A 253-nucleotide genomic window follows, 5' to 3' on the forward strand; every position below is an offset into this window, starting at 1 on the left:
TTAAAAGCTCACATTCAATTTTATGATGGGATAACGACATCGGATATCCATGAAACCATCATAAAATCTGCAGCAGACCTTATTTCAGAGCAAACCCCTGATTATCAATATTTAGCTGCTCGATTAGCAGTATTCCATCTTCGTAAAAAAGCTTATGGTCAATTTGAACCACCAAAGTTGTTTGATCATGTATCAAAATTGGTCGATATGGGAAAATATGATAAGCATCTACTAGAAGATTACACGACTGAAG

General features: G+C 35.2%; 1 protein-coding gene. It reads left to right on the forward strand.

The window, feature by feature from the left end:
* On the forward strand, positions 1-253 hold a 253-nt coding region (locus CIK77_RS17465; RefSeq protein WP_220224457.1), incomplete at both ends, for an ATP cone domain-containing protein.

This window comes from Microbacterium sp. JB110 (genome assembly GCF_003335195.1).
In the GTDB taxonomy this organism is placed as follows: Bacteria; Actinomycetota; Actinomycetes; order Actinomycetales; family Microbacteriaceae; genus Microbacterium.